Below are 22486 nucleotides of genomic sequence, written 5' to 3'. Positions count from 1 at the left end.
AACACCCCGCCCGTTGTAATCCCGCGAACATCCCCGCTACGATCCCTTCAAGCTGTTGCAGGCCTCTAGATCAGGCTTTTCGCAGTGCCTGCAATGCATTGACCCGCCGAATAAAAACACCAAGGGGACAGTCATGAGGGAACACAACAGGCGCCGCGCCTGGCCATTGGCAGCGGCATTGGCGCTGGCACTGGGCGCGTGGGCCGGCAGCGTGCAAGCCGCCAGTGCCGACCAGTACTCCACCGAATCGGCCAAGGCCAGCCAGAGCCTGTTGATCGGCACCACCCACGCTGGCAAGCGTCTGGTCGTGGTCGGTGATCGCGGCCATATCCTGTTCTCCGACGACCAGGGCAACACCTGGACCCAAGCCCGCGTACCCACGCGGCAGTTGCTCACCGCCGTGTTCTTCATCGACGACAAGCGCGGCTGGGCCGTCGGCCATGACGCACAGGTGCTCGCCAGCAGCGACGGCGGCGCCACCTGGAGCAAGCAGTTCGAAGATCTTTCCCGTGAAGCGCCGTTGCTGGATGTCACCTTCCTGGATGCCCGGCATGGCTTTGCCGTGGGGGCCTACGGTGCCTTGTTGGAAACCACTGACGGCGGCCAGCACTGGCAGGACGTGGCCGAGCGCCTGGACAACCCCGACCAGTTGCACCTCAACGGCATCACCCAGGTGCGCGATGCCGGCCTGTTCATCGTTGGCGAGCAGGGCGGCATGTTCCGTTCTGCAGACAACGGCCAGACCTGGGCCAAGGTGCAAGGCCCCTACGAGGGCTCGCTGTTTGGCGTGATCGGCACCCGTTCACCCCGCACCCTGCTGGCCTATGGCTTGCGCGGCAACCTGTTCCGTTCAGCCGACTTCGGTGACAGCTGGCAGCAGGTCGAACTGAAGGCCGCGCGCGGCAGCCTGGAATTCGGCCTGGCTGGCGCTGCGCTGCTGGCTGATGGCGCCCTGGTGCTGGTCGGCAACGGCGGCAGCGTGCTGCGCAGTACCGACGATGGCCAGACCTTCAGCGTGTACAACCGTGCCGACCGCATCGCCCTGGCCGGCGTCAGTGGCCTGGCCAGTGGCGGCCTGCTGCTGGTGGGCCAGGGCGGTGTGCACCTGGCAACCGCGCAGGGTGCCGATCGCACTGCCGAGGAGCCGCGCCAATGACCAGCCGGGAGAGCATCACCATGCATCCGCATCACCAGGACAAACCTACGCTGCTCGAACGGCTGATCTTCAACAACCGCCCCGTGGTCATCGCGCTGTGCGTGCTGATCAGTATTTTCCTGTTCTGGCAGGCGACGCAGATTCGCCCCTCCACCAGTTTCGAGAAGATGATCCCGCTGCAGCACCCGTTCATCGAGCAGATGATGGAGCACCGCAACGACCTGGCCAACCTCGGCAACACCGTGCGCATCTCCGTGGAGGCGGTCAAGGGTGACATTTTCGACAAGGATTACATGGAGACCCTGCGCCAGATCCATGACGAGGTGTTTTACCTGCCTGGGGTCGACCGTGCCGGGCTGAAGTCGCTGTGGAGCCCCAGCGTGCGCTGGAGCGAGGTCACGGAAGAGGGTTTTTCCGGTGGCGAGGTGATCCCCAACACCTACAACGGTTCCCAGGACAGCCTGGATACCCTGCGCAACAATGTGCTCAAGTCAGGCCAGGTCGGGCGGCTGGTCGGCAACAACTTCAAGTCCAGCATCATCGATGTGCCGCTGCTGGAGAGCTACCCTGACCCGCAGGACCCCAGCCGGCTGCTGAAACTGGATTACCAGCAGTTCTCGCACCTGCTGGAAGAGAAGGTGCGTGACAAGTTCCAGGCGCAGAACCCCAATGTGAAAGTGCACATTGTCGGCTTTGCCAAGAAGGTCGGTGACCTGATCGACGGCCTGGTGATGGTGGCGATGTTCTTCGGCGTCGCCCTGGTGATCACCTGGGTGCTGTTGTACTGGTTCACCTGGTGTATCCGCAGCACCATTGCCGTGCTCATCACCACCCTGGTGGCGGTGGTCTGGCAACTGGGCCTGATGCACGCGGTGGGTTTCGGCCTGGACCCGTACTCGATGCTGGTGCCGTTCCTGATCTTCGCCATTGGCATTTCCCACGGGGTGCAGAAGATCAACGGCATCGCCTTGCAGTCGAGTGACGCCGACAACGCGCTCACCGCTGCACGGCGTACGTTCCGCCAGTTGTTCCTGCCGGGCATGATCGCCATCCTGGCCGATGCGGTGGGCTTCATCACCCTGCTGATCATCGACATCGGGGTGATTCGCGAGCTGGCCATCGGCGCGTCCATCGGGGTGGCGGTGATCGTATTCACCAACCTGATCCTGCTGCCGGTCGCCATCTCCTACGTCGGCATCAGCAAGAAGGCCATCGAACGCAGCAAGAAGGACGCCACCCGCGAACACCCGTTCTGGCGCCTGCTGTCGAACTTTGCCAGCGCCAGGGTGGCGCCGGTGTCGGTGGCGCTGGCGCTGCTCGCCTTCGGCGGGGGCCTGTGGTACAGCCAGAACCTGAAAATCGGCGACCTCGACCAGGGCGCGCCGGAGCTGCGCCCCGACTCGCGCTACAACCAGGACAACAACTTCGTCATCAGCAACTACTCGACCAGTTCCGATGTGCTGGTGATCATGGTCAAGACGCCGGCCGAGCAGTGTTCCATCCACTCGACCATGACCCCGATCGACGAGCTGATGTGGACCATGGAAAACACGCCGGGGGTCCAGTCGGCGATCTCCCTGGTCACCGTGTCCAAGCAGGTGATCAAGGGCATGAACGAGGGCAGCCTGAAATGGGAAACCCTGTCGCGCAACCCCGACATCCTCAACAACTCCATCGCCCGTGCCGACGGGCTGTATAACGGTGACTGCTCGTTGGCGCCGGTACTGGTGTTCCTCAACGACCACAAGGCCGAAACCCTGGAGCGGGTCACGGCGGTAGCCCAGGCGTTTGCCGACAGCCACAACAAGGAGGGCCTGCAGTTCCTGCTGGCAGCAGGCAATGCCGGGATCGAGGCCGCGACCAACGAGGTGATCAAGTCGGCCGAACTGACGATCCTGATCCTGGTGTACATCTGTGTGGCAGTGATGTGCCTGATCACCTTCCGCTCGCTGGCCGCCACCCTGTGCATCGTTCTGCCGCTGGTGCTGACCTCGGTGCTGGGTAACGCCCTGATGGCCTACATGGGCATCGGTGTGAAGGTGGCCACCTTGCCGGTGGTGGCGCTGGGCGTGGGCATTGGCGTTGACTACGGCATCTACATCTACAGCCGCCTGGAAAGCTTCCTGCGCGCCGGGTTGCCGTTGCAGGAGGCGTATTACCAGACCCTGCGCTCGACCGGCAAGGCAGTGCTGTTCACCGGGCTGTGCCTGGCCATTGGTGTGTGCACCTGGATCTTCTCGGCGATCAAGTTCCAGGCCGACATGGGCCTGATGCTCACCTTCATGTTGCTCTGGAACATGTTCGGGGCGTTGTGGCTGCTGCCGGCCCTGGCGCGGTTCCTGATCAAGCCGGAAAAGATGGTGGGCAAGCAAGGGGGGTCGATTTTCGCCCATTGAAGGCAGGGGGCCGCGTTGCGGCCCAATCGCCGGCAAGCCAGCTCCCACAGGGATGTCACAGGGTTATACTGGCAGCACTTCCCTGACAGGTAACCCAATGTCCTCCCTCAGCCACGCCCTGCAGTCCTGCGACATGCTCCTGATCGACGGCCTGCACGCCTTCGACTTCACCGCCGATACCACTGGCCTGCGCGTCGAGTGCATGGACGGCCGCCAACTGCGCCGCTGGTCGTTTACCCCCGAGCAGGTCGCCGCGGCGACCCCCATGGGTGACGAGTGGCAACTGGACGATGCCAACGGCGCGCATCGGCTAGTCTGCATGAGTGCCTTTCGCGCCCCGGATGAAGACCAAGATGAACCGCACCTGGACGACCCTGCTGACCACTAGCCTGATGAGCCTGACTATCCCGAGCCACGCCGCGACCCTGCTGGTGGGCAGCTATACCGATGGTGCCAGCCAGGGTATCTACCGCTACCAGTTCGACGAACAACGTGGCCACATCGACCCTACCCCGCAGCAAGTGGTGAAAAGTGTCAGCCCGTCGTGGCTGGTGCTGTCGGCCGACCGCCGCCTGCTGTTCGCTGTCAATGAAACCCCGGGCGGCAATGCCAGCAGTTTCAGTGTCAGTGCAAAGGGCGACATCAAGCCGCTCAACCAGGTGGCCAGCCAAGGCGACGAGCCAACCCATGCCAGCCTCAGCCACGACCAGCGCTACCTGTTCGTGGCCAACTACGCGGTCAACCCTGACCCCGGCGGCAGCCTGGCAGTGATGCCGGTAGCCAGGGACGGTCAGCTCAAGCCGGTCGTGCAGCAACTGCGACACCGGCCCAGTGGCGTGAACCGCGAGCGCCAGGCGGGGGGGCATGTGCATTCACTGGTGTCGTCACCCAATGGGCAGTATCTGTACGCCTGCGACCTCGGTGCCGACAAGGTATTCATCTACCGCTACGACGGCGCCAGCCCGGACCAGCCGCTGAGCCCAGCCACGCCGGCGTCGGTGGCGTTGCCGCCAGGCAGCGGACCACGCCACCTGTTGTTCGATGCCACGGGGCAGCATGCCTACCTCACGTTGGAAATGAGCGGTGAAGTGGTGATGTTCAATGTCAGGGGTGCGGACCTGAGCGTGGGCCAGCGCCTGGCACTGACCGAAGACTCGGCGTCGACGGCCAAGGCGGCGGGCGGGTTGCACCTGTCGGCCGACGGGCGCTTCCTGTACGTGAGCAATCGCGGTACAGCGAATGAAATCGTGGTGTTCGCGGTTGGCGAGGGCGATGGCAAGCTGACCTTTGTGCAGCGCCGCTCCGTGGAAGGCGACCACCCCCGCGAGTTTGCCTTGGACCCCGACAACCGCTTCCTGCTGGTAGCCAACCAGAAGAGCAACCAGATCGTGGTCATGCGCCGTGACGCCAAGACTGGCAAGCTGGGCGAGACGGTGCAGATTCTGGCCCAGGACGCACCCTCGGACTTGAAGTTCATCGACTGATATCAAACACCACGCCTTGTAGGAGCGGCCTTGTGTCGCGAAAGGGGCGCGCAGCGGCCCCGGGTTCTGGCGTTACCGCCGACATTGCCGGGGCCGCGCTGCGGCCCTTTCGCGACACAAGGCCGCTCCTACAGGGTGAGGTGAAGCTACCTGGCCATGATCGAGCGGAACAGGTCTGATGCCAACCACCCCTCCAGCCAGCTCCGCAGCCGCGGATAAGCGGCCTCGGCGAACCACTGCGGTTCCACCCCGGCAAACTGGCGCATCAGCGGCAGCAAGGCGGCGTCGGCGATGCTCGGCTGGTCAGCCAACAGGTACGGCCGGCTCTCCAGCAACCCTTCGAGCTCTGCCAGCCAGGCCTCGGCCTGCTGGCGGTAGTACGCGCGAGGGTGCTGCGGGTAGCGCTCGGCATACTTGTACAGGTTCACCTGCGCCTTGAACCTGCTGTCGTTACGTGCGATCAGGGCATGCGCCTGCTGCGCCGCCACGGGGTTCGCGCGCAGTTGCCAATCCTGCGGGTCGTTCTGCGCCAGCGCCCAGCGCATGATATCCAGGCTCTCTTCCAGCACCTCGCTGCCGGTGTCCAGCACCGGCACCGTGCCCTTGGGGGACAAGGCCAGCAGTTCTGCCGGCTTGTTCTTCAGCGCCACTTCGCACACCTCGACCTCACAGCCTGCATAGCGCAGGGCCAGGCGCGCGCGCATGGCCCACGGGCAGCGACGGAACGAGTACAGGATCACCCGCACACCTGCACTTCGCTCAGGCCATTGCCTTGGCGGCGCACCTGAATCTGCACCGGAATGCGCTCGTGCATTTCCTGCACGTGGGAAATCACTGCCACCTTGCGCCCCTGGGCCTGCAAGCCGTCAAGGGCATCCATGGCCAGCTGCAGCGACTCGGGGTCCAGGCTGCCAAAGCCTTCATCGATGAACAGCGATTCGATGCGCAGGGTGCTGGAGGCCATCGAAGCCAGGCCAAGGGCCAACGCGAGCGACACCAGGAAGGTTTCGCCGCCGGACAGCGAATGCACCGAGCGCAGCTCGTCGCCCATTTCGGTGTCCAGGACCAACAGGCCCAGGGCACTGCCGCCCCGCTTGAGGCGGTAACGGCGGGCCAGTTGGCGCAGTTGGCTGTTGGCGTGGTGCAACAGCAGGTCGAGGTTGTAACCCTGGGCGATCTTGCGGAACACATCGCCCGAGGCCGAGCCGATCAGGGCATTCAGGCGGGCCCAGCGCTGCCACTGCTGGCGGGCTTGCTCGATCTCGGCTGCCAGTGCCTGATGGGCCTGCTGGCGGCGCTGGTCATCGGCCTGCTGCGCCCGCAGTTCGGCGCATTGCTGCTCGTGGATTGCCATGCGCTCGCGCAGCTCCAGCAGGGCTTGCTCGAGGGCTTCGGCCGTGGTGTCCACGGTCATGTCGGCCACGTGCTGTTGCAGGCGCTGTTCGCGTTCCTGCAGCAATACGCGGCTTTGTTCGATGGCTTTTTCCGCGCTGAGCAAGCGCTGGCGCAATGCTGCGACCTGCGCATCCTCCATGGCCAGCAGGCGGTCCAGCCCGGCGTCATCCAGCTCCGGGTGCTGGCTGCGCCACTGCGCGATCTGGCCCTGCAACTGCTGGCATTCGGCAACCAGCGCCTGCTGCTGCTGGCCGTCGGCCTTCAGCTCGCTGGCCAGTTGCAAGGCTTGCGTGCGCAGTTCCTGCAGGCGTTGGGCGGTGTCGGCGTCCAGGGCGCGGGCCTGGTCCAGCGCGGCGTCCATGTGCTGTTGCCAGGCTTCGGCAGTGGCGTGTTCACCGAGCAGTTCGCCGAGGGCGGCCTGGGCCTGCTGGCGCTGCTCGTCTAGGGCGGCAACTTGCTGCTGCAACTGCTGCAGGCCTTGCACTCGGGCCTGGTGCTGGTCGCGCAGCTTGTCGAGTTGCGTTTGTCGGGCCTGCTGTTCTTCCAGTTCGTCCTTGCGCTGTTCCAGTTGCTGCAAGCGCTGGGCGATCTGCTGGTCCAGGGCCAGGAAAGCATTGGCCGGGTCTTCGTCGAGTGCCTTCAGGGCCTGCTCGGGCAGCACACCGGCCAAGTCGTGCAAGCCTTGCTGCAACTGCTGCTCGTCGTTGGCCAGGGCCTGGTGCTGTTGCTCGAGGTGGCGCTGGGCCTGCTGTTGAGCGTCTTGGGCGGCCTGCAGTTGCTGGTTGAGGCGGGCAGCATCGCGTTGCAGCGTGAGCAGCGCGCTCTGGCGCTTCTCGTCCTGCGCGATTTCCGCCTCCAGGCGCTGCAGCTGGCTGGCCAGCCAGGTGCTACGGGCCTTGTCATCCTGCGGGGCCAGGGCCGGCCACAGGCTGTGCGCCTGAACTTGCGCCACCAGCGGTTGCAACTGATCGCCCAGTTGCTGCTGTTGTTGCTGGAAGTCCTTGAGCTGGGCGTTGACCACGCCCAGCTGGGTGCGCAGCTCGACCAACTTGCCGTTCAGGGTGTCGACCTGTTGCTGCGCGGCAGCTTCTTCAGCCTGGTCATGGCGGCCCAGGCTGTGCAGCAGTGCGTCAGGCTGGTGGAACGGGTGTTCGGCACTGCCGCAGACTGGGCAGGGTTCGCCATCGCGCAATTGGCCGCGCAGTGCCTCTACGCTGGTGGTGCGCGCCAGGCGTTGGCGCTCCAGCAGCTGGCGGGTGAGGTTGAGCGCCTGTTCGGCCGCCTCCAGCTCGGCCTTGGCCGCGGTGCCTTCGTTGATCAACTGCTGGCGTTGCTGCATGGCCTGTTGCTGGCGTTCACGAACGCTGTCCAGGTGCTGGCGCAGTTCCAGTTCGCGGCCGTGCAGGCGCGAAATTTCTTCAACGGCGCGCTGCTGTTTGCGGTTGTCCTGCAGCATGCCGCCGAGCAGGTCGATCTGCTCGGCCAGGGCCTGGGGTTCGGCCTTGGCTTCGCGGAACAGCAGCTCGTAGGCATCGCGCTCGGCCTGCAGCTGCACATTGGCCTGGCTGGCCTGGGCCTGCAGGCCGGGCAGCTCTTCGCGGCCCTTGGCCAGGCGGCCGCCAATCAGCATTACCTGTTTCAATTGTGGCAGGTAGGCGTGCCACGCACTGGCCAGGCCTGCCAGGTGCTCGCTGTCGGCAAGGGCACTGTCGATCTGCGCCAATTGCTGCAGGCTGCGCTGCTGGTTGGCCTCCAGCTGTTGCAACTGCTGCTGGCCATCGGCGACGTGTTGTTCAGCCTGTTGGCTGCTGCTGCGTTGCGCGGCCAGCGCTTCGTGCAGGCGCGCCAGGTTGTCCTGGGCGGCGAAGGCCTGGCGCAGGCGTGGGGCACTCTCGGCGTGTTGCGCCTGGCTGTCGGCGAGCGCCTGGCGGGCGGCGTTCAGTGCTTGCTCCAGGGCATTGGCGCGTTCCTGGAGTTCGTCCTGCTGCTGTTGCTGCTGCGCAATTCTTGCCGCCAATGGGGCCAGTTGTGCGTTCAGCGCCTGCTGGCGGTGGAACTGATGGCGCTGAGGGGCCAGGCGCTCCAGGCGCAGCAGGTCCAGGCGCGGTTCGGCCAGCTGCTGCCAGTCCTGCTCGGCGGCCTGCTGCGCGCGGGCCGCCTCGGCGTGCTGGGCTTGCAACCGGTTTTGCTCGTGCAGCCAGTTGCGTTGCTGTTCCAGCTGGCGCTCACCGGCCTGGTCAGCCTTCAGTTGCTGCTGAGCCTGCTCCAGTTGCTGGTCGAGCTGGGCGCGGGCTTCGGCGTCCATCGGCAGCAGGTGGCTGGCGCGCGCGAGCAGGTCGTTGTGCACCTCACCGGCCTCGCGGGCCTTGCTGAACGCGCGCTGGCCCAGGCGGGTGTAGATGGCGGTGTTGGTCAGTTTTTCCAGCAGTTCGCTGCGCTCTCTGTCGTCGGCCTTGAGAAACGCGCCAAACTCGCTCTGGGCCAGCATCACCGCGCGGGTGAACTGCTCGAAGTTCAGGCCCAGGCGGGCCTCGACCAACTGCTTGTATTCGTTCTTGCCGCTGGCCAGGACCTGTTCGCTGTCCAGGTCGTAAAAGCTCTGGCGGCTGTGCTGCAACTTGCCGTTGGCCTTGTCGCGGGCGCGGTTGGCTTCCCAGCGGGCACGGTAGCGGCGGCCGTCGACGCCGACGAAATCGACTTCGGCAAAGCCGCTGCCAGTACCACGGCGCAGCAGGTTGCGCGGGTCGGATGTGGGAATGTCGCCGTCGGCATCCGGCACCTTGGCTTCGCGACCGATGTCATTGAGCCGCGGCACGGTGCCGAACAGGGCCAGACACAGGGCGTCGAGCAGGGTGCTCTTGCCGGCGCCGGTGGGCCCGGTAATGGCGAACAGGCCGGCGCTGGCCAGGGGCTCGGCGGTGAAGTCGATGTCGACGGGGCCGGCCAGCGATGCCAGGTTCTTCAGGCGGATGGCAAGAATCTTCATGGCTGTTCCTCTTCCTGCTGCACGTCCTGCAACAGCAGGGCAAAGTCGGCCAGCGCCTGCTCGTCGACAGCGCTGCCGTAGGCTTGCTCCCAGGCCCGGCTGAACAGGTCTTGCGGGGTCATCTGGGCCAGTTCGACAAAGGCCAGGTCATCATCTTCGGTACTGTTGCGGCCAGCATACTCGGCACTGATGCGCACCAGCCGCACTGCCTTGCCCGCCAGCGCGGTCTCGATCTGCTGGCGCAGGTCCGGTTGCGGCTCGTCGAGAATGACCCGCACCTCCAGCCAGGGTTGGCGATTGGGGTCTTCCAGTAGGTCGATTACCGGCAGATCTGCCAGTAGCTGTAAAAGCTCACCCAGCGGTGCCGGGCCGATGCGTTGCAAGGCCACGGCGCGCGGTACCGGGCGCGGCTCGACGCTGACCAGGCCGCTGCCGTCCAGTTCCACCTCCAGCACCTGGTGCGGGTAGTTGATTTCGGCGAACGACAGCGGGATCGGTGAGCCGCTGTAGCGGATGCGTTCTTCGCGGTTGACCTTCTGTGGTTTGTGCAGATGGCCGAGGGCGACATAGCTGATGGACTTGTCGAACAGCTTGGCCGGCAGCGCCTCGGCGTTGCCGATGATCAGGCTGCGCTCGGAGTCTTCCGACACTGCGCCCCCGGCCATGTGCGCATGGCTGATGGCAATCAGCGCCTGGTCTTTCTTGCGTTTGTGCAGTGCTGCGGCGATCAGTTGCTGGTGCACCTGGGTGATGCCTTCGAGGTAGTCGTCGCCCAGGTTGGGGCCGGTGACTTCGGCCGGCCGCAGGAAGGGCAGCGCCAGGCACCAGGCTGCGACCTTGCCGCGGCCATTGGTCAGCGGGATCAGCAGCCGCTCGGCATCCAGTTGGCCCTCGTCCAGCCAGTGCACACGGCCCAGGGCGTGGGTGCGCAGGCGACGCATGAGTGCGGCAGGCAGCTCGATGCGCGAGCCGGAATCGTGGTTGCCGGCGATCATCACGATGTCCAGCTTGGGCTGTTGTTCATGCGCCTTGACGATGAAGTCGTAGAGGCGCTCCTGAGCTTTGACCGGGGGGTTGACCGTGTCGAAGATATCGCCGGCGATCAGCAGCGCATCCGGCTGGCGCAGGCGAAGCTGGCCGAGCAGCCAGTCGAGGAAGCAGGCGTGTTCGAAATCGCGTTCCTGGCCGTGCAGGCTTTGGCCCAGGTGCCAGTCAGAGGTATGAAACAGACGCATGGATGACCTGTGGTGTCGAGTCGAGCAAGCCAGAGGGCTTGGCTTTGGGGATGGGCGTTGCGCGAGGGCGGTATGGTAACCCAAGCAGGGGGGTGGGGGGCAGGGCGGGGAATGGGGGGAGGGCTGGCACCGGCTGCGCCGGTGTTCGCGGGCGCGCCCGCTCCTACAGGCACCGCGCAAAGCTCAGGCATACGTTGTACCTGTGGGAGCGGGCATGCCCGCGAAGAGGCCCTGGCCGGCAGCCGGCTACTTGGGATAAAGCGGCGGCAAGCTGCCATTCTCCCCAGCCGGCAACAACACCTGCTCGGCCGGCGGTATCGTGCCGATCGCCCGCCACAAATCCCCACCCTGCCAATACTGCCCACTCTCGCTGTACAACGCGCCATTCAACCCATCCAGCGCATCCGACAACGGCACGAAGCGTGCCGCCATCTCGGCCAGGGTCTCCGGTTGCTGCCGGGCCCAGGCGTCCAGCGCCTGGCGGGTGGCCTGGGGGTCGTTCGCCAGGCAGGCGCGCTTGAGGTCATCCAGCAAGGTGCGCGGGCTTGGCCCGTTCTGGGCCGCACGCAGCACCGCCGGTTGCGAGCGGGCGCGCCACCACAGGGCGAAGCCCAGTACGGTGGAAAGGGCGAACAGCAGAGTCGCCAATTGCCAAGGCCACAGCGCGCTGCTGGCGCTGCTGTTATCGCCCACCGGGCTGTCGGCACTCAATGCCGGGTTGTCTTGCACGTTCAGCGTACGCGCCGGCAGGCTGCTTTGCTCCAGGTGATCTTCACGGGTGCTCCACCACGCCACTTCCAGCGCCGGCAGGGCCAACGTGCCGGCATGGGTGGGCACCAGTGCTTCGCGTTCCTCGCGGTTGGCGGTCATGCCGCGTTCGTTGATTTCGTTGCGCAGCAGCGGCTGGTCGGGGTAACGGCGCAGGCCGGTGATTTCGGTGGCGGGCAACGGCGGCAACTGGGTGCTGGAAAGGCCTTCGGCGCGCAAGGTGATGTTGCGTGTCAGCGAGTCGCCAATCTGTACCTGCTGGTTGCCGGGGTCGGGGTTCCAGTGCTCTTCCAGCGTCAGGCTACGCGCCGGCAACCACGGCACACCCGCAGGCCAGGCGGCGGGAATCGGGCGTACCGCCAGCCGCAGCGGCAGCGAACTGACCTGTACCTGGTGCCCGGCACGGGCCGTGCCATTGGCTTGCGGGGTTTCGTCGCTGCTGGCTGCGGCGGTGGCGCTGAACGTCAGTGGCGGGATCTCGAGCGTGCCACTTTGTTGGGGGTACACGGCATAGCGGGTCTCGATCACGCCGTGGCGCACGCCATTGATTTCCTTTTCATAGGTGCGCGATTCGCCGAGCGGTTCGACCTTGGCGCCTTCCAGCTGCAGCGGGCTCAGGCTGCTGTCGTCATAGAGCGCCACCGAGTGATAGATGCGCAAGGTGAGCACAGCCTGCGCCTGCACGTAGACGTCGGGGCTGTCGAGGGTGGCCTCGATGAACACCTGTGAAGTGTCCTGGCGGCTGGCATCGGCCTGCAGTACTTGCAGGTCGATGGCCTGGCTGCGTGACTGACCCAGCTGCAGCTCGGGAATACGCAGGCTGCCGCTGCGCCGCGGCAGCAAGGTGATGATCCAGCGGGTGCTGGCGCGGGTTTCACCGTCGAGGGTATGCAGGCTGTTCAACTGGCGCGTGCCGCGCACCTCGAAGTCGCCTTCCAGGGCGCGCAGGTCGGGCTTGCCGAACTGGGTGACGTCCTGGCTTTCCAGGGTCAGTTCCAGGCTTTCGCCAGCCTCCAGGCGGGTGCGGTGGACGCTGGCCTGCAGCAGGGGTTCAGCCTGGGCCAGGGTGGCCCACAGCAGGGAGAGGAGCAAGACGCCGAAGCGACTCATCGTGGGGTTTCCTGTTGCAGTTGCTGTTCGTACCAGAATTTGCGCCGCAGCAGCTCCGCCGGGTTATCGGGGATCTCCCGCAGCCATTGTTCCAGGGCTTGGCGCTGTTCGGCGTCGAGGCTGGTCGACACCGGGCGCTCGGGCGGCTGGATGACGCCCTCATCGGCACCGGGCTGGTTACCCGGTGCGGCCTGGCTGTTGCTGCTGCTTTCGCCAGGCTGCTCGGCGCTGGCTTGTTCATCACCGCTGGGGGTGCCCTGGGCGGCGCTGTTGGCCGAACTGCTGTTGCCTTCGGTGTCGCTGCCGGGAGTGCCTTGGGCATCGTTACCGGGCGGTTGCTCCTCGGCTTTGGCCTGGCGCTGCTGCAGTAGCTGTTGCACCAACGCCTGGTTGTCCAGTGCCACTTGCAGATCGGGTTGGCGCTCCAGCGCCTGCTCGTAGGCGTCCAGGGCCGCTTCCAGCTCACCGGCACGGGCCAGTGCATTGCCTCGATTGTAGTGGTCGGCGGCCGTGTCGCCTTGGGAAAATGCCTCGGCCGCACCCGCGTAGTCGCCAGCCTGGTACAGCGCCAGGCCGCGCCACTGCGTGTCATGGAAGTGCCGAGCCGCGCTGGCCGGGCGGTCCAGTTCGAGCAGGCGTTGGCCTTGCTGGTCGGGGCGCAGCCACAGGTCTTGGAACTCGAAAGCCTGGCTGGGCTGGGGCAGGGCCAGCAGCAACGGCAGGCAGAACAGCCAACCGCGCCGGCCGGCACACGCGGCCAGCAGTAGCAGCGGAATCAGCAACCAGTAGCCTTGGTCGGCCCAGCTGTCCAACTGCAGGGTCTGGCCGTCGTTGCGCCCGGCCCGCGGCTGGTCGAACAGGCCCAGGCCGCGCAGGTCCAGGTCGTCAATACGCGCATGCCGGTAGCGCCCGCCGGTGCCGTTGATGAAACCCTTGAGGCTGGCATTGTCCAGGCGGGGCACCAGAATGCCGCCTTGGTCATCCTTGAGGTATTCGCCGTTGGCCTGGCGCACCGGAGCACCGTCACGGCTGCCGATACCCAGCATCAGCAGGCTTGGGCCCTGCCGGCCAAGGGCCTGGGCGATGCCCTGGCGCTCCGGGGCGCTGAGCGACGACCCGATCAGCAGCAGGCGGCCCTGGCCGAGCCCGCTCTGGGCCAGCAGGGCCAGGCCCTTCTGCACGGCCAGGTCGGCGCGCTGGCCGGGCTTGGGCATGATCGACGGGTCGATGGCCTCCAGCAGGTTGCGCGTGGTGGCCAGGTCATCGGACAGCGGCACCAGGGTGTGTGCGGAGCCGGCATACACCACCAGCGCCGTCTGGCTGTCGCGGCGGTGCTCCAGCAGGTCGAGGATTTTGCGCCGGGCCTGTTCCAGGCGATTGGGCGGGCTGTCCTCGGCAAGCATCTGCGGGGTCAGCTCCAGCAATATCACCAGCGGGTCGGCTGGGCGCTGGCGGTTTTCTTCCACTCGCTGCCAACTGGGTCCGAGCAGGGCCAGGATCACCAGTAGCCATGCCAAGCCCAGCGCCACCCACGGCAGTTTGCTGGTGTTGCCGTTGCCGCCGCCCAGCAGCACAGCGTGGAATGCCGGCGGCAGGATCAGCTGCCAGCGCCCGGCGCGTTTGCGCCGATGCCACAGCTTGTACAGCAGCCAGCCAAGCAAGGGCACGGCCAGCAGCCACAGCGGGCGCAACCATTGCGGCCACAGGTCGATCATCGCCGCCTCCTCAAGCGCAAGCGCTTCAGGCGTTGGCGCCATTCCGGGTGTGGCTGCAAGAAGCGCGGCTTGCGCAGCAGGCGCTGCATCAGGTTGTCGGGCCATTGCACGGCCACCACGAGCAGCACGCTCAGCAGCAGCGCCAGGGCCAACGGCCAGGCGTACAGGGCTTGGGCGGTGCGGGCCTGGGTCGGTTGCTGGGCCACCGGTTCGAGTTGGTCGAGGGTGTCGCCAATAGCGTCCAGTTCGGCTCCGTCATGCGCGCGGAAGTACGCGCCGTGGGTGATTTCGCCGATTTCCCTGAGTGCGGCTTCGTCCAGGTCCAGGCTCGGGTTGAGGCCGAGCAGGCCTGGGGTGCCACTGGCTTCGGGGTTGGCGCCAATGCCGATGGTGTAGATGCGCACGCCTTCCTGGGCTGCCAGGCGGGCTGCCGTCAGCGGGTGGATCTGCCCGCCATTGTTGGCACCGTCGGTAATCAGTACCAGTACCCGGCTTTGCGCCGGGCGCTGGCGCAGGCGTTTCACCGCCAGGCCAATGGCGTCGCCGATGGCCGTGTTCTTGCCGGCGATGCCGATTTGCGCTTCGTCGAGGAAGGTGCGCACGGTACGCCGGTCGAAGGTGAGCGGGGCTTGCAGGTAGGCCTGGCTGCCGAACAGGATCAGGCCCACGCGATCGCCTTCACGGTCCTGCAGGAAATCGCCGAGCAGGGCCTTGACCAGGTCGAGGCGGCTGATGTCTTCGTTTTTCCACTGCATGTCCGGGAAGTCCATCGACCCAGACACGTCCACCGCTACCAGCAGGTCGCGGCCGCTGGCCGCCACCGGCACCGGGTCGCCGAGCCATTGCGGGCGCGCGGCAGCGCACAGCAGCAATAGCCAGATGACCACGAATGGCCCTTGCTGGCGCCAGGTGGGCAGGTTCAGCCGTGCGCGCCGCCCGGCCAGGCCTTCCAGTTCGTTGAGGAAGCCAACCTTGAGTACCGGTTCGCCGCTATCGGCGGCGGGCAGCAGCAGGCGCGCCAGCCACGGCAGCGGCAACAAGGCAAATACCCACGGCCAGGCCAGTTCAAACATGCTTGCGGATCCAGGTTTCGACGGCTTGGCTCAGCCCGGCGATGGCCTTGTCGTCGAGTTTGCACTCGGGCTTGTAGGCGCCTTCGACCAGCACCATCCAGCGTGTGAGGCCGGCTGCCGGGCAGCGGTTGTCGAGAAATGCCAGCCACTGGCGGCCGTTGAGGGTATGGCTGTTGGCGCTCGGGTAGTGGCTGCGGCACAGGCGCTTGAGCAGGGCGTTGATCTGTTGCAGCCAGGCGCCGGCGGGGGCGCCGTCGTAGGGGCGTGGCAGGCGTGCCAGCTCGGCCAGCGCCTCTACCCGCACCGGGTCCAGCGGTTGCTCAGCGCGTACGACGCGGCGCTTGCGCGGGCGCCAGTGCCGCAGCCGCCACAGGCCCCAGCCCAGCATTGGCAGGATGACCAGCAATGCCCACCAGCCGGGTGCTGGCGGCCATAGGCCGATGGGCGCCGGTTCGATCAGCGGTTGCAACTGATCGAGTGGGTTCATGACGCGCTCCGCGGGCGCTGTGCGCTCAGGTATTCGCGCAATTGCTCGATCATTTCACTTTGCGTGCTCAGCGGCATCAGCAGCACCCGCAGCTTTTGCGCCAGCAGCTCCCAGCGCTCGATGCGGGCTTCGGCCTGCTGGCGGTAGGCCTGGCGCAGGTTGGCGTCGAGGGTGTCGAGCTCCAGCTGCGCGCTGCGTTGGGCAAAACGCAGCAGGCCAGCGGCCGGCAGGGCATGGTCGAGGGGGTCGGACACCGGCAGCAGCAGCAGGTCGCAATGCCGTGACAGCATGGCCAGGTGCTGCTCCACTTGGGCGCTGAGCGAACGCTCGTCGCAAATCACGATGGCCAGGCTGCCCGGGCGCAGTACTTCGCGGGCGCGGCGCAGGGCCAGGCCCAGGCTGTCGGCCCCGGCAACCGCCTCGGTGTGCAGTGCCTGGTTGACCTTGGCCATGCGGTTGAGCAACTGCAGCAGGCTCTGTTTGCTGCGCCGGGGCTTGATTTCGTGGTGCTCGTTGTCGCCGAACACCAGGCCGCCGATGCGGTCGTTATGGGCCAGCGCGGCCCAGCCGAACAAGGCGGCGGCCTGGGCCGCGAGCACCGACTTGAACATCAGGCCCGAGCCGAAGAACAGCCGCTGGCTCTGCTCGACCAGGATGAAAATCGGCCGTTCGCGTTCTTCGTGAAACAGCTTGGTGTGGGGCTCCTGGGTGCGTGCGGTCACCCGCCAGTCGATGTTGCGCACGTCGTCGCCGGCCTGGTACACGCGCACCTGGTCGAAGTCCACACCGCGCCCGCGCAGCTTGGAATGGTGCAGGCCGACCAGCGGGCTGCGTTGGCCGGGCTTGGAAAACAGCTGGATTTCGCGCACGCGGTGGCGCATGTCGATCAGCTCGGCGAGGCCGATGCGGATGCCGGGTTCGGCCAGGTGCGCAGTGGGCATGGGGTCAGGCAACGGCGACGACGTCGAGGATGCGCTGGACCACGCGGTCCTGGTCGATCCCCGCAGCCTCGGCTTCGAAGGAGAGGATGATGCGGTGGCGCAGCACGTCGAACAGCACCGCCTGGATGTCTTCGGGGCTGACGAAGTCGCGCCCGGCCAGCCAGGCGTGGGCACGTGCACAGCGGTCCAGCGCAATGGAACCGCGCGGGCTGGCGCCGTAGGCGATCCAGTCGGCCAGCTCGGTATCGAATTTGGCCGGGGTGCGGGTGGCCATGACCAACTGCACCAGGTACTCCTCGACGGCATCGGCCATGTACAGGTTGAGGATTTCCTTGCGCGCGGCAAAGATCGCCTGCTGGCTGACCCGCCGTTCGGGTTTCACTTCGCCGCCCAGCGCTTCGCCGCGGGCCTGCGCCAGGATGCGCCGCTCGACCGCGGCGTCCGGGAAGCCGATTTTCACGTGCATCAGGAAGCGGTCGAGCTGGGCTTCGGGCAGCGGGTAGGTGCCTTCCTGCTCGATCGGGTTCTGCGTGGCCATGACCAGGAACAGGGGCGACAGGTCGTAGGTGCTGCGGCCCACACTGACCTGGCGTTCGGCCATGGCCTCGAGCAGTGCCGACTGGACCTTGGCCGGTGCGCGGTTGATTTCGTCGGCCAGCACCAGGTTATGGAAGATGGGCCCCTGCTGGAAGACGAAACTGCCGGTTTCCGGACGGTAGATTTCCGTGCCGGTGATGTCGGCCGGAAGCAGGTCGGGGGTGAACTGGATGCGGTGGAACTGCGCTTCTATGCCCTCGGCCAACTCCTTGATGGCCTTGGTCTTGGCTAGCCCGGGCGCCCCTTCGACCAGCATGTGGCCGTCTGCCAGCAGCACGATCAACAGCCGCTCGACCAGTTTCTCCTGGCCTAGGATCTGGGTTGAAAGAAAGGTGCGCAGCGCGATCAGCGCTTCACGGTGTTCCATCGGCGACGGTTCCTGGTAGGGGGCCGGAGGCGGCTGACGACAGCTGCCCTGGCAAGGGCTGATACTTTAATCCATCCGGGGGGGCGGCGACTAATGGCATGGGGTAAATTTATCGCTGCAGCGGGCCTGGGGTAAGGAAATCTCTCACGAAGGGTTGGCGATTGCCTGATGTTGCCTGACGGCGTACTGGCGCCTGCTTGTGCTTTTGGGTCAAGCACAAGGCACGAAGATGGTAGCGAGCAACGGCGGTACGCCGACCCCTCGACGGGTAACCCTGCGTTTCGGGGTGTTCTTCGATGGCACCGGTAACAATCAGTACAACGCCACGGCATTGGCGCGGCACGGCGGCAGTTATGCCAATGCGCTGAGCAATGTGGCCCTGCTGCATGCGCTGTATCCGGCGCAAGCGGCCGATGGCGAGGCGCGCTGGGTATTTTTCAAATGCTACATGGAAGGCATCGGCACCTTGGCCGGTGAAACCGACCCGGTGTATGCCTGCGCGACCGGGCGTGGCCGCACGGGCGTCGAAGCCCGTGTGCACGAGGCGTTGCAGGTGATTGCCGGGCAACTGCAGGGTTGGTGCCAGGCGCACCCGCAGTGGGTGCCGGCACGCCTGGAGTTCGACTTGTTCGGCTTCAGCCGTGGCGCGGCGGCGGTTCGCCACCTGGCCAACCTGTTGCACGACGGTGCCGGGCAATTGTTGCCGGTGGCGTGTGACATCGCGATCAACTTCATGGGCTTGTTCGACACGGTGGCCGCGATCATCGCGCCGTTGCAGGGCGACTTCGACCCCGCCGACGAGCGCCACGGTGGCTTGCGCCTGGGCCTGGGGGCGGGTATTGCCCGGCAGGTGGTGCAACTGGTGGCCCGCGATGAGCAGCGGCATAACTTCCCGCTGGTGAGCAGTGGCCACGACATAGTGCTGCCGGGTGTGCACTCGAATATCGGTGGCGGCTACCCGGAAACCACATGGGAACAGGTGCTGTTGTGCAAACCCCAGTCCCAGCGCGTGCCGGTGGCGACGCCTGCCGGGCAGTGCCGCGTGCATGCCGTGATGCAGGGCCTGTTGGCGACGGATTTTGCCGACATGGGGGAACCCAGGCCACGGGTGATCACCTGGGAGGAGCCAATCGCTGGCGGCCACCCGCGTGAAGCAGAGAAGCAAGTCTACGCAGCGGTAGCCCGCGAGCGGGAGGTCGCCGGGCACCTGTCGCGCGTCTACCTGAGCGTGATGCGCGAGCTGGCGGTACGGGCTGGCGTGCCGTTTGCGCCGTTGGGCGGCCAGGCGGAGCACCGTTTGCCGGCTGAATTGCAGGTGATCAGCGCAAAACTGCATGGCTTCGCTTTGGGCGAAACCGGGCAATTGGCGCTGAGCGAGCAAGAGCAGCGGTTATTGCGCGACAAGTATGTGCATGCTTCGGCGAACTGGAATGCGCTGAAAGGGTTGCGTAACAGCGTGCTGGATGTGTTGTTTGTCAACCGGCCGGGGGTGGCGGGGCGAGTAGTGCATGGGAATCCGGTGGGGTGAATGTGTCTGGGGTGGCAGGAGGGGGTCGCCACTCCATTCACTCATCGCTGCGCGTTCCTGCGTTTTCGAGCCCTGTACCCCTCCTGCGCCACGGTCAGCATCACCGTCAGCGCCATGAACGCTACCGAAGCAACGAAAATGCCATTTGGCAGCCCCCGGTCGAGCATCCAACCGAACGCCACTGGCCCGACGGCGCCACCGATGTTGAACCCGGTCGAGACCAGCCCGAAGGTCTTGCCTTCGGCACCCTTGGGCGCGGCCGCTTTTACCAGCATATCCCGCGACGGAGCGATCATTCCGGTCAGCAGGCCGATGCTGCCCAGCACCACCACCAATGCCCATTCGCGCAGCACACCCAGGGCCACCACTGCGGTCAGCACAGCGGCCAGGGCGAAAGCCAGCGCCGCCGCCAGGCCATGCCGGCGGGTACGGTCGGCCAGGGCACCGCCACACAGCACCCCGGCGGCGCTACAGAGCAAGAAGGCGGTAAGCGCGGTATTGGCCCAGGCCAAGGTCAGGCCTTGCCCTTGCACCAGTGCGGCAACGGAGAATTTCTCGATGGCACTGGTGCTCAGGTTGAGCAATATGAACAGCACTGTCAGCACGCCGATCATGGGTGTGAACAAGCGCACTCGGCCATTTGCCGGGGGCGCGCCGGCATTGCCCGGGTTGCCCATCTCCTTTACCCGGTACACCCCGCTGCCTGGTAGCGATATCAACAGCAGCGCAGCAGCGCCGAACACTGCGCCCGTCGCCAGGGCTGCCCGTGTGCCCAACACGGCAGCGATACCGAGGAATATTGCCGGGGTTACCGCCGAGCCGAGAAAGCCTGCGAAGGTATGAATGGAGAATGACCGCCCCAGCCGGTCTGGCTCGATACCCTTGGCTAGCAGCGCATAGTCGGCCGGGTGGTACACCCCATTGGCCAGGCCGGCCAGCGCCATGCTCACCAGCAACACCGCATGGCCGGGGCTGGCTGCCAGTAGCAGGAAGCTGAGGCTGCCCAACAGCAGCCCGGCCTTGAGCACCTTGCGCGCGCCAAAGTGGTCGACGGCGTAACCCAGCGGGGCTTGCACCAGGGCAGAGACGATATTGAACACCGCCAAGGCCACGCCGAGTTCGACGAAACCGACCCCCAGCAGGGAGGGCAGCACTGGCAGCAGTGCCGGGACCAGCATGATGTGCACATGGCTGACGAAATGTACGGCGGCAACCTGGGTCAGCAGCTTGGGGGCAGCAACGTAGCGCATGTCGGGACCTGTAGACAGCGTGCGCGCCTGGCGCACGGCAAGGGGGATGGAATGCCCGCTTGGCGGGCGTCGCTGCGCAGCGCCCGAAGGCGGCCATGCAAACGCCGGCAGCGATCCCGCCACCCAGCGCGTTGCCTGTTGCGCGGGTAACCCGCGCTTAAAGGGCTGCGCTGTCGAGGGTCAGGCAGCCAGTTCGGTCAGCAGGTTTTTCAGATAGTCGCTGCCTTGCACATCCAGCGCCTGCAACGGCAGGCGGGGCGCGCCGACATCCTGGCCCAGCAGCTTCAGGCCGGCCTTGATGGTGGTGGGCAGGCCGCGGCGGGTGATGTATTCCAGCAGTTCGTACTGGCGGTAGAACAGCGTGCGGGCTTCGGCCAGTTGGCCTTGCTGCACGGCGTCCCACAATGCCAGGTTCAATGCCGGAATCAGGTTGGGCGCGGCGGTGCACCAGCCGCTCGCGCCTGCCACCAGGGCCTCCAGGGTCAGCGGGTTGCAACCGTTGTAGAACGCCACCTGACCCTTGCTGGCCTGGAACAGGCGGTGCATGCGCTGAATGTCACCGGTGCTTTCCTTGACCATGGTCACATTCGGCACCTCGGCGAGGATGCGCAGGATCAGTTCCACCGACAGGTCGATGCCGCTGGTGCCCGGGTTGTTGTAAAGCATGATCGGGATGTCGATAGCGGCGCCGACGGCCTTGTAGTGGGCCACCACTTCGGCTTCGGTGAGCTTCCAGTACGAAACGGGCAGCACCATGACCGCCGTGGCCCCGCATGCCTGCGCCAGGCGCGCACGCTCCACGGTGCGTGCGGTGGTCAGGTCGGAGACGCTGACCACGCTGGGTACGCGCCCGGCGATGCGCGCCTGGCTGAAGCGCACTACGCTTTCCCATTCGCTGTCGCTCAGGTAGGCCCCTTCGCCGGTGCTGCCCAGCGGCGCGATGGCGTGCACGCCATGCTTGATCAATTGGTCGATGGACGTGCCCAAAGCCTCCAGGTCGAGTGTGCCGTCTGCCGAGAAGGGAGTGATGGTGTAGCCGATGACGCCGCGAATTACAGGTGTAGACATGACCAGGCACCTTTGCCGTTGTTGAGGGAAGAGTACAGCTTCGAGTCAGGCCAGGCAGTCGCCGTGGGCCCGCAAGGCACGCCGCGCGTAATAGCTGAACGCGGCGCCATGACGCTTAGGGGTGGAGATCCAGTCGTGGGCTTCCTTGCCCAGGGCTTCGGGGATGGGGCGGATGTCACCGGCCCCCATGGCCAGCAACTGCATCCTGGCGGCCCGCTCGAACAGCAGGGCAAGCACGCAGGCTTCTTCGATCGAGCCGCCAGCGATCAGCAGGCCATGGTGGGAAAGCAGGATCGCGCGCTTGTCGCCGATGGCCGCCGCGATGATTTCGCCTTCTTCATTGCCTACCGGCACACCAGGCCAGTCCTTGAGGAAGGCGCAATCGTCGAACAGCGGGCACAGGTCCATGTGCGAGATGGCCAGCGGTACCTCGAGCATCGACAGGGCGGCGCTGTGCAGCGGGTGGGTGTGGATGATGCAGTTGACGTCAGGCCGGGCGCGGTAGAGCCAGCTGTGGAAACGGTTGGCCGGGTTGGCCATGCCGCGGCCTTGCAGCACTGTCAGGTCTTCGTCCACCACCAGCAGGTTGGAGGCGGCGATTTCGTCGAAGCCCAGGCCCAGTTGCTGGGTGTAATAGGTGCCAGGCTCCTGGGCGCGGGCGGTGATCTGCCCGGCCAGCCCCGAGTCGTGGCCGCCGTCGAACAGGATGCGGCAGGTGAGGGCCAGCTTTTGCCGGGTACTGTAGGTGTTGTCGGCCAGGGCCGTCAGCATCTGCTGCTGGGCGTGCTTGACCAGTTGGTCCTTGGGGGCATGCATGGTGGTCGTCATGGGCGGTACCTGCAGGAAAGGCGGTGGGTTGCTGAGCGACACAGGAGGGTCGCCAGGACACACGGCGATCATAATGACACTCTGTGTCATGTTCAAGCAGGT

The 22486-nt window shown here is 65.9% G+C and carries 17 protein-coding genes; 5 read left to right on the top strand and 12 right to left on the bottom strand.

The genetic code is table 11. From position 1 onward, the window contains the following. Positions 1-133 precede the first annotated feature (133 nt). From GEV39_RS16990 to GEV39_RS16975, 4 genes are all read left to right on the top strand, one after another. Positions 134-1156 carry a WD40/YVTN/BNR-like repeat-containing protein gene (locus GEV39_RS16990; RefSeq protein WP_173890630.1) on the top strand — a complete coding sequence of 341 codons (1023 nt, stop codon included), beginning with the start codon at positions 134-136 and terminating at the stop codon, positions 1154-1156. 20 nt (positions 1157-1176) lie between these two features. Continuing rightward, on the top strand, positions 1177-3552 hold the full coding sequence (locus GEV39_RS16985; protein ID WP_173891723.1) for an efflux RND transporter permease subunit: 2376 nt from the start codon (positions 1177-1179) through the stop codon (positions 3550-3552). Between the two features lie 97 nt (positions 3553-3649). Then, positions 3650-3940, top strand: coding sequence for a DUF5629 family protein (locus GEV39_RS16980; RefSeq protein WP_173890628.1), 291 nt, complete (start codon positions 3650-3652; stop codon positions 3938-3940). Further along, on the top strand, positions 3906-5036 hold the full coding sequence (locus GEV39_RS16975) for a lactonase family protein (RefSeq protein WP_249414287.1): 1131 nt from the start codon (positions 3906-3908) through the stop codon (positions 5034-5036). The genes GEV39_RS16980 and GEV39_RS16975 overlap by 35 nt, the downstream gene beginning before the upstream one ends. Before the next feature lie 146 nt (positions 5037-5182). On the opposite strand, the gene GEV39_RS16970 is transcribed toward GEV39_RS16975, so the two are convergent. The 9 genes from GEV39_RS16970 to GEV39_RS16930 form a co-directional block, all read right to left on the bottom strand. Then, positions 5183-5776, bottom strand: coding sequence for a glutathione S-transferase (locus GEV39_RS16970; RefSeq protein WP_173890624.1), 594 nt, complete (start codon positions 5774-5776; stop codon positions 5183-5185). Further along, positions 5773-9417, bottom strand: a complete 3645-nt coding sequence (locus tag GEV39_RS16965) for an AAA family ATPase (protein WP_173890622.1) — start codon at positions 9415-9417, stop codon at positions 5773-5775. The genes GEV39_RS16970 and GEV39_RS16965 overlap by 4 nt, the downstream gene beginning before the upstream one ends. After that, positions 9414-10652 (bottom strand): exonuclease SbcCD subunit D C-terminal domain-containing protein, encoded by a 1239-nt coding sequence (locus tag GEV39_RS16960; RefSeq protein ID WP_173890620.1) that lies wholly within the window; start codon positions 10650-10652, stop codon positions 9414-9416. Before GEV39_RS16960 ends, GEV39_RS16965 begins: the two co-directional genes overlap by 4 nt. A gap of 246 nt (positions 10653-10898) precedes the next feature. Then, positions 10899-12530, bottom strand: a complete 1632-nt coding sequence (locus GEV39_RS16955) for a BatD family protein (RefSeq protein ID WP_173890618.1) — start codon at positions 12528-12530, stop codon at positions 10899-10901. Further along, positions 12527-14245, bottom strand: coding sequence for a tetratricopeptide repeat protein (locus GEV39_RS16950; protein ID WP_173890616.1), 1719 nt, complete (start codon positions 14243-14245; stop codon positions 12527-12529). Before GEV39_RS16950 ends, GEV39_RS16955 begins: the two co-directional genes overlap by 4 nt. Next, entirely contained in the window at positions 14242-15318 is a 1077-nt protein-coding gene (locus GEV39_RS16945) for a vWA domain-containing protein (protein ID WP_047149559.1), read from the bottom strand. Before GEV39_RS16945 ends, GEV39_RS16950 begins: the two co-directional genes overlap by 4 nt. Continuing rightward, positions 15311-15805, bottom strand: a complete 495-nt coding sequence (locus GEV39_RS16940; RefSeq protein WP_173890614.1) for a DUF4381 domain-containing protein — start codon at positions 15803-15805, stop codon at positions 15311-15313. The genes GEV39_RS16945 and GEV39_RS16940 overlap by 8 nt, the downstream gene beginning before the upstream one ends. Next, positions 15802-16746 (bottom strand): DUF58 domain-containing protein, encoded by a 945-nt coding sequence (locus GEV39_RS16935; protein WP_029886675.1) that lies wholly within the window; start codon positions 16744-16746, stop codon positions 15802-15804. Before GEV39_RS16935 ends, GEV39_RS16940 begins: the two co-directional genes overlap by 4 nt. Positions 16747-16750: 4 nt before the next feature. Beyond that, positions 16751-17710 (bottom strand): AAA family ATPase, encoded by a 960-nt coding sequence (locus GEV39_RS16930; protein WP_173890612.1) that lies wholly within the window; start codon positions 17708-17710, stop codon positions 16751-16753. Positions 17711-17939: 229 nt separating this feature from the next. Here GEV39_RS16930 and GEV39_RS16925 point away from each other — a divergent pair, with 229 nt between their 5' ends. Then, the gene (locus GEV39_RS16925) at positions 17940-19238 is read left to right on the top strand and encodes a T6SS phospholipase effector Tle1-like catalytic domain-containing protein (RefSeq protein ID WP_173890610.1); all 1299 of its coding nucleotides are present in this window, start codon (positions 17940-17942) and stop codon (positions 19236-19238) included. Between the two features lie 41 nt (positions 19239-19279). On the opposite strand, the gene GEV39_RS16920 is transcribed toward GEV39_RS16925, so the two are convergent. The 3 genes from GEV39_RS16920 to GEV39_RS16910 form a co-directional block, all read right to left on the bottom strand. Then, positions 19280-20488: an MFS transporter gene (locus GEV39_RS16920; protein ID WP_173890608.1), complete on the bottom strand. Its 1209-nt coding sequence runs from the start codon at positions 20486-20488 to the stop codon at positions 19280-19282. 180 nt (positions 20489-20668) lie between these two features. Next, positions 20669-21556 (bottom strand): dihydrodipicolinate synthase family protein, encoded by an 888-nt coding sequence (locus GEV39_RS16915; RefSeq protein ID WP_173890606.1) that lies wholly within the window; start codon positions 21554-21556, stop codon positions 20669-20671. Positions 21557-21601: 45 nt separating this feature from the next. Beyond that, positions 21602-22384 carry an aldolase gene (locus tag GEV39_RS16910; protein ID WP_009683476.1) on the bottom strand — a complete coding sequence of 261 codons (783 nt, stop codon included), beginning with the start codon at positions 22382-22384 and terminating at the stop codon, positions 21602-21604. Positions 22385-22486: the final 102 nt, after the last annotated feature.

The sequence above is a fragment of the Pseudomonas sp. NY5710 genome, assembly GCF_013305665.1.
In the GTDB taxonomy this organism is placed as follows: Bacteria; Pseudomonadota; Gammaproteobacteria; order Pseudomonadales; family Pseudomonadaceae; genus Aquipseudomonas; species Aquipseudomonas juntendi.
Note: the sequence above shows the minus strand (reverse complement) of the source record. Positions and strands in the feature narration are given on the sequence as shown.